At 74.6% G+C, this 6,699-nt stretch carries 8 protein-coding genes and 2 pseudogenes; 6 read left to right on the top strand and 4 right to left on the bottom strand.

All coding sequences use genetic code 11. The features are described from left to right. Positions 1-192 (top strand): annotated as a pseudogene (locus BJF79_RS52520) (hypothetical protein); the annotation flags it as partial. A 3-nt stretch (positions 193-195) separates the two neighbouring features. Here BJF79_RS52520 and BJF79_RS54925 read toward each other — a convergent pair. Together BJF79_RS54925 and BJF79_RS48495 are read right to left on the bottom strand one after the other, a co-directional pair. After that, positions 196-843, bottom strand: a complete 648-nt coding sequence (locus BJF79_RS54925; RefSeq protein WP_410050237.1) for a terpene synthase family protein — start codon at positions 841-843, stop codon at positions 196-198. Beyond that, on the bottom strand, positions 795-1,226 hold the full coding sequence (locus tag BJF79_RS48495) for a hypothetical protein (protein WP_143221006.1): 432 nt from the start codon (positions 1,224-1,226) through the stop codon (positions 795-797). The genes BJF79_RS54925 and BJF79_RS48495 overlap by 49 nt, the downstream gene beginning before the upstream one ends. A 260-nt stretch (positions 1,227-1,486) precedes the next feature. Here BJF79_RS48495 and glnA point away from each other — a divergent pair, with 260 nt between their 5' ends. Next, a complete protein-coding gene (glnA, locus tag BJF79_RS48490; protein WP_075907331.1) occupies positions 1,487-2,848 on the top strand; it encodes a type I glutamate--ammonia ligase in 1,362 nt (453 codons plus the stop codon). A gap of 35 nt (positions 2,849-2,883) precedes the next feature. Beyond that, on the top strand, positions 2,884-3,282 hold the full coding sequence (locus tag BJF79_RS48485; protein ID WP_075907330.1) for a hypothetical protein: 399 nt from the start codon (positions 2,884-2,886) through the stop codon (positions 3,280-3,282). A 40-nt stretch (positions 3,283-3,322) separates the two neighbouring features. Here BJF79_RS48485 and BJF79_RS48480 read toward each other — a convergent pair whose 3' ends face one another. Continuing rightward, entirely contained in the window at positions 3,323-4,081 is a 759-nt protein-coding gene (locus BJF79_RS48480; protein ID WP_075907329.1) for an SDR family NAD(P)-dependent oxidoreductase, read from the bottom strand. Between the two features lie 84 nt (positions 4,082-4,165). Here BJF79_RS48480 and BJF79_RS48475 point away from each other — a divergent pair, with 84 nt between their 5' ends. From BJF79_RS48475 to BJF79_RS64965, 3 genes and pseudogenes are all read left to right on the top strand, one after another. Then, positions 4,166-4,783, top strand: a complete 618-nt coding sequence (locus BJF79_RS48475) for a TetR/AcrR family transcriptional regulator (protein ID WP_075907328.1) — start codon at positions 4,166-4,168, stop codon at positions 4,781-4,783. Positions 4,784-4,930: 147 nt separating this feature from the next. Continuing rightward, a pseudogene (locus BJF79_RS68175) lies at positions 4,931-5,167 on the top strand (SAM-dependent methyltransferase); the annotation flags it as partial. Positions 5,168-5,348: 181 nt separating this feature from the next. Next, entirely contained in the window at positions 5,349-5,747 is a 399-nt protein-coding gene (locus BJF79_RS64965) for an SAM-dependent methyltransferase (RefSeq protein ID WP_083734815.1), read from the top strand. Here the strand turns inward: BJF79_RS64965 and BJF79_RS48465 are convergent. Further along, positions 5,744-6,667: a PaaX family transcriptional regulator C-terminal domain-containing protein gene (locus BJF79_RS48465; RefSeq protein ID WP_262403673.1), complete on the bottom strand. Its 924-nt coding sequence runs from the start codon at positions 6,665-6,667 to the stop codon at positions 5,744-5,746. The two genes, BJF79_RS64965 and BJF79_RS48465, sit on opposite strands and share 4 nt — an antisense overlap. Positions 6,668-6,699 lie beyond the last annotated feature (32 nt).

Genomic DNA, 6,699 nt, shown 5'->3' with positions numbered 1-6,699 from the left:
TGGCGTCCCCGGCGTCCACGACGGAGCTGGCGGACGGCTTCGGCGACACGCCCGCGGCGGTCAGCCAGCACCTCGGCGTGCGCCTGCGCCTGCGGGCTCGTCACCGGCCACCGGCTCGGCCGCCGCGTGCTGTACTCCCGGACGGCCGCGGGCGACGCCCTCGCCGCCGCCCCCGGCGGCGCGTCCCGCTGACCGTCAGCGCAGCGAGGCCAGCGCGTCCAGCCGCGGCGCCGGGACGGGCGCGCCCGCCTCGTACCGTCCGGACTCGGCCAGCCAGTCGTCGGAGCGCGCGGCGTGTCCAGCAGGATCCGGACGACCTGGGCCGCCGCCGCGCGCTGCGCGACGGTCAGCTCCAGCCGGTCGAGCATGTCCGGCAGCCGCCGCGCGGCCTCGCGGGCGTCCTCGATCCGCTCGACGACGCGCTCGGCCACCGCCGGGCCGGACTGCGCGGGCGTCGTCCCCTCCGCCGCCGCCAGCACCGCGGGCAGGTAGCGGACGTCGCCGCGCTCGGCGTCGAGATCGTGCGAGGCGAGGTCGTTGGACCTCGCGGACGGCGTCGGCGACGGCGTGCGCGAGCGCCTTCCAGCGCGGCGTCCGCAGCAGCCGGGCGGGCAGCTCGACGCCGAGGACCGGCTCGATCAGGTCGTACAGGAACGGGCCGCACGCGCGGCGGCGCAGCGGCGCGTACGTGCTCGGGTCGGGCACGTGCCCGATGCGGCGGTTCACCGCCTCCTGCGCGCAGGCGTCCCGGTGCGACTCCAGATGGAGCATGAAGCGGCGCCGCCAGTCGCGGCTCATGCCCTTCTCGGTGGCCCGCCACAGCTCCACCAGGGTCGCCTCCAGCGGCCTGCGCCCGGCCGGGCGTGCCCCCGGCGGGTCGCGCGCAGCAGGTCGTCGTACAGCGCGTGCACGGCGCTGCCGCTGTCGGCGAGCGGTTCGTGATCGAGCATGTCGTCCAGCGCGAGCGTCCAGGTCAGCCAGCGGGCGAACAGGTCCACGGCGGCGAGGTCGGCGGACGGGAAGACGCGGGCGGCGAGCCGTTCGCAGCGGGCCCGGCCGAGCGGCGAGGTGTCCGGATCGCCGAGCACCAGGCCCCGTCCGCGCGCCCAGGTCTCCACCTGCGCGCACAGTTGCCACGATTCCGGGTGCATGGCCGCGGGCGCTGCGAGGGCGCCCGTCCGGTCTGCCGCCGAGAGAAGAAGAGAGATGTCCACGACGCGGTTCACGTTAATGATCACTTCCCGGCCGAGGCCCGATCGGCACGTCAAGATTCGGGAAACGGCTGTTCGGGGCATGGATCGCCGGGCGATATAGGGCATAGGTCCGATATCTTCGGGCGCGCGGCCGAGAGCGAACACGCCACCGGCCGGACACGGAATCCGCGCCGAACGCGTAACGTCGTGGTAACAGCGGCCGGGCATACTGCACAGTGACCGGTCCCGTCGGCAAGGCGGGCCGGTGGAGCAAGGCACCGAGGGAGAAGGCTTTGGACCGTCAGCAGGAGTTCGTGCTCCGCACGCTGGAGGAGCGCGACATCCGGTTCATCCGGCTGTGGTTCACCGACGTGCTCGGGTTCCTGAAGTCGGTGGCCGTCGCGCCCGCCGAACTGGAGGGCGCCTTCGGCGAGGGCATCGGTTTCGACGGCTCGGCGATCGAGGGCTTCGCCCGCGTCTACGAGGCCGACATGATCGCCAAGCCCGACCCGTCCACCTTCCAGGTCCTGCCGTGGCGCTCGGAGTCGCCCGGCGTCGGCCGGATGTTCTGCGACATCCTCATGCCGGACGGCACGCCGAGCTTCGCCGATCCCCGGTACGTCCTCAAACGCTCGCTCGCCCGCGCCGCCGACCTCGGGTTCACCTTCTACACCCACCCCGAGATCGAGTTCTTCCTGCTCAACACCAAGCCGGAGGACGGCAGCGAGCCCGAGCCCGCCGACTCCGGCGGCTACTTCGACCACACCCCGCACAGCGCCGCGCACGACTTCCGGCGCAACGCGATCATGATGCTGGAAGCCATGGGCATCTCCGTGGAGTACAGCCACCACGAGGGCGCCCCCGGCCAGCAGGAGATCGACCTCCGCTACGCCGACGCGCTCACCACCGCCGACAACATCATGACGTTCCGGCTGGTCATGAAGGAGGTCGCGCTCGAACAGGGCGTGCACGCATCCTTCATGCCGAAGCCCTACACCGAGCACCCCGGCTCCGGCATGCACACCCACATGTCGCTGTTCGAGGGCGATCGCAACGCCTTCTACGAGCCGGGCGCCGAGTTCAAGCTGTCCAAGGTCGGGCGCGCGTTCATAGCGGGCGTGCTGCGGCACTCCGCCGAGATCACCGCCGTCTGCAACCAGTGGGTCAACTCCTACAAGCGGCTCTGGGGCAACGTCGGGTCCGCGGCGGGCGCCGGGGGAGAGGCGCCCTCCTACATCTGCTGGGGCCACAACAACCGGTCCGCGCTCGTCCGCGTGCCCATGTACAAGCCGAACAAGGGGCACTCCACCCGGATCGAGCTCCGGTCGCTGGACACCGCCGCCAACCCCTACCTGGCGTTCGCGGCGATCCTCGGCGCCGGGCTCAAGGGCATCGAGGAAGGCTACGAACTCCCCGCGGGCGCCGAGGACGACGTGTGGGCGCTCACCCCCGCCGAACGTCGCGCCCTCGGCATCGAACCGCTGCCGCAGAACCTCGACGAGGCCGTCCACGCAATGGAACGCAGCGAGCTGATGGCCGACGTCCTCGGCGAGCACGTCTTCGACTTCTTCCTCCGCAACAAGCGGCAGGAATGGGAGGAGTACCGCCGCGAGGTCACCGAGTTCGAGCGCAGGCGGTTGCTGTCCGTCCTTTGACGCACACCCGGCGCGCGGCGCATTACGGTTGATCCGTGACCGAGCCGAGGACCTCGAACCGCCGCCCATCCCTCGCCGGACGCCTCGCGCGGCTCGGTTTCTCCGACGCGGGACGCGCGCAGCGGCTCGTCCGCGACGCCGAGGCCGACGACGGCGTCCGGCTCGACGGCCCGCTGCTGGAGGCGCTGCTCGGCGCGCTCGGCGGCACCGCCGATCCCGACCTCGCGCTGAGCGGCCGGGCTGCGGCTGCTGGCCGCCGCCGACGAGCACGCGAGGCGCCGAGCTGCGCGCCGCCCTCGCCGCCGGGCCGGGCTCGCTGCGCCGCGCCGTCCCGCCCGTCGAGGTGTCCGCGCTCGCCGACGCGCCGCCGTCCTCGGCGCCGCCGGCCGGTCATCGAGCGGCTCCTCGCCGACCCCGCCCCGCTCCTGCCCTGACCACGGTCAGACGTCGACGCGCCGCGCGACGAGCACGCGATCAGCGTCCGGCCGCGGGGAGTTCCAGCGGCAGCAGCGACGTCGCGGGATGGGCGCGCCGCCGCGCGCCGCCCTCGATCGCCCGGACGATCGCGTCGCGCGCCGACTCGGGGCTCACCGGCGGCGGCTTCCGCACCGGCCCGTCCCGCCAGGGCAGCAGGTCGATGTCGCGGGCGGCGGTGTCGGTCGCGCCCGGGACGAACTCCAGCACGCGGACGCCGGTGCCCCGCAGTTCGCCGCGCAGCGTTCGCGTGGCGTGCCCCAGCGCCGCCTTCGCCGCCCCGTAGTGGCCGAGCGCCGGAACCGGGACGGACTGCAGCGTGGACGTGACGTTCACGATCAGGCCCGAGCCGTGCGGGCCGTCCCCGCGCATGCCGGGCAGGACCGCGCGGGCCAGCGCCACCGGCGACCAGAAGTTCGTCTCGAACAGCGCGCGCACCGCCGCGCCGTCGCCCAACTCCGCCTGCGTTCCCACGAGCCCGGCCCCGGCGTTGTTGACCAGGACCCGGACGGACCCGAGCGCGGCCACCGCGTCCCGTCCGAGTTCGGCGGCGGCGCCCGGCCGCGACAGGTCGACGCCGAACACCGCCGGCCGCGTCCCGCCGCGGGCGGCGATCTCCTCCGCCGCCGATTCCAGCGCGTCCCGCCCGCGCGCCGCGAGGGCCAGCCGGGCGCCCCGCCCGGCCAGCGCGAACGCCAGGGCGCGTCCGATGCCGCCCGACGCGCCCGTCAGCAGGATCGGCGTGTCCCTCAGCTCCATGTCGCCTCCCGAGTTGACTGATTATCAGTCAATTGCGACCCTAGGGGCGTCCCCACGCCACGTCAACACGGGAAGGAGCCGCCGATGGCCGGTCCCGACCGCCGCGCGCTGCTCATCGACGCCGCCGCCGGGCTGTTCACCGAGCGCGCGTACGACGAGGTCACCACCGGCGAGATCGCGCGGCGCGCCGGAGTGGCGTACGGGCTCATCGCGCACCACTTCGGCAACAAGCGCGGCCTCTACCTGGCGACGATCCGCGCCGCCGCCGACCGGCTCCGGGCCGTCCACGAGACCCCGGCCGCCGACGGCGGCCCGCCCGCCGCGCGGCTCCGCGACGCGCTCGACCGGCACATCGCCTTCATGGAGGACAACGCGGCCGGATTCCTGGCGGTCGTGCGCGGCGGCAACGGGTCCGACGCCGAGGTGCGCGGCATCGTCGAGGACCTGCGCTGGCAGGGCGCCCGGCGGCTGCTGGACGCCTTCGGCGTCGCCGAACCCGTGCGTCCGGCGCTGCGGACCGCGATGCGCGGCTGGGTCGGGTACCTGGACGAGATCGTCATCGACCATCTCAGGCACCGCGACCTGCCGCGCGCGACGCTCGTCGCGTCCGCCGCCGCCGCGCTCGTCGCCGCGCTGCGCGCCGCGCACGCCGCCGACCCGCACGGCGGCCCCGACCCGGCCCTCGTCGACCTGCTGGAGTGAGCAACGCGCGGGCCGCGACCCCATCGAGAGACCACGGGACGGGCGGGCGGCCCGGCCGTGTCCGGGGGCGGCCGCCACGGGGCGAACCGGCACGGGCACGCTGCGTTCCGTGAGACCATCGTTCTCCGGGACGAGCGGAGACGATGCATGAGCGACGAGAGGCGGCCTCCGGCGGGTGTCGACCTGACGACCCCCAACACGGCGCGCATCTACGATTACCTCCTCGACGGCAAGGACAACTACGCCGCCGACCGCGAGGTCGCCGAGCAGCTGCTCGCGGTGATCCCCGAGGCGCGGACGGCCGCGCGGGAGAACCACGCGTTCATCGGCCGCGCCGTGCGCTTCCTCGCCGCCCGGGGCGTCCGCCAGTTCATCGACATCGGCACCAAGCTGCCCGCGCGCGGCAACGTCCACGAGGTCGCCGCCGAGGTCGCGCCGGACGCCGGCCGGTCGTGTTCGCCGACGGCGACCCGGTCGTCCTCGCGCACGCGCACGCCCTGCTGCGGGGCGGTGCCGGCGCGGGCGGACGGCCGTCGCCCGGTGCGATCCGCGGCGCCCCGCCGACGTGTTCGACGACCCGGCCGTGCGCGCCCTGATCGACCTCGACCGTCCGGTCGCCTGCATCCTGGACCGCGTCCTGCACTTCGTCGTCGACGACGCCGAGGCCGCCGAGATCGTCGGCGGCGTCCACGACGTCCTCCCGCCCGGCGGGCACCTCGTGTTCACGCACATCACGCAGGACCCCGAACCCGAGTCCGGCGGCGACGTCGGGCAGGTGTTCAAACCGACCGACGGTCACTTCTGGGGACGGCCGCGCGCCCGCATCCTCGACATCGTCGGCTGCTTCGAGCTGGTCGAGCCGGGCCTGACCTACACGCCGCAGTGGCGGCCCGACCCGGGCGCCCCGGCCCACCCCGCGCCGGAGCGGACGTTCACCCTGGCCGGTGTCGGCCGCCGCCGCTAACCGGCCTCCGCGGTGTCGGGGGCGGCGGGCGGCGGGACCGGGATCGACTCGATGGCCGCGTCGGCCAGCCGCCGGGCGCCGCGCTCGTAGCGGTCGCGGAGTTCGAGGAGGACCTGCTGGCCGCGGACGGCCGGCCAGCCGTCCGGCAGATGCTCGACGGGCAGCCGCGGGTCGTCGCGGACGAGCTGCAGCCACTCGGTGGTCATCCACAGGTAGCGGGCCAGGTCGTCGGGCGCGCCGGGCAGGGGGTCCGGGCGGTCCCAGCGGCCGAGGAAGGCGCGGTAGCCGCCCGCGACGGCGTCCAGGTCGAACGCCTCGCGCAGCATCGCCGGAACGTCGGTGGGTTCCTCGGCCGGGCCGGAGAACACCTTGAGGTGACCGGCCAGGCCCAGCTCGGCGGCGATCGAGCGGACGTCCCGGCGCGATGGAGCGATCCACGTGCCGTTGCCGAGCGAGCCGAACCCCGCCCACGTCAGCCGGGCGCGCAGGTCGTGGCGGACGCGCTGCCACGACTCGGGCATCGAGAACGCGAGGACGGTCCAGGTGCCGTCCCAGTCGGTGCCGAGCACGCCGCGCCGCCAGACGCGCTCCTCGCCGTCGTGCAGGATCCCCGCCGAGCGCGCGGTCAGCCCGAAGTGCATGCGGCGGCCGTCGCGGTGCCGCGCCAGCAGGCCGCGGCGGACCATCCGGGTCAGGGTGGAGCGGACGGCGTGCTCGCCGACGCCGAGCCGCGCGAACGTTTCGATGAAGCTGCCCGAGAAGACCGCGATGTCGCGCCCGAGCACGTAGTTGCCGAGGTAGGTCAGCATCAGCGACTGGGGCCGGAGCCGGACCGACGGCCCGGTGTCCGGTTCGGGGCCCGTCCCGGCCGTGCCCCGTCCTTCGTCTCGTTCGTTGTGCCGGATGTCCGGGCCCTTCACGCTCTGCTCACCCGTTCGGCTCCCCTCATGGC

Source organism: Actinomadura sp. CNU-125 (genome assembly GCF_001942465.1).
Lineage (GTDB): Bacteria > Actinomycetota > Actinomycetes > Streptosporangiales > Streptosporangiaceae > Spirillospora.
Note: the sequence above shows the minus strand (reverse complement) of the source record. Positions and strands in the feature narration are given on the sequence as shown.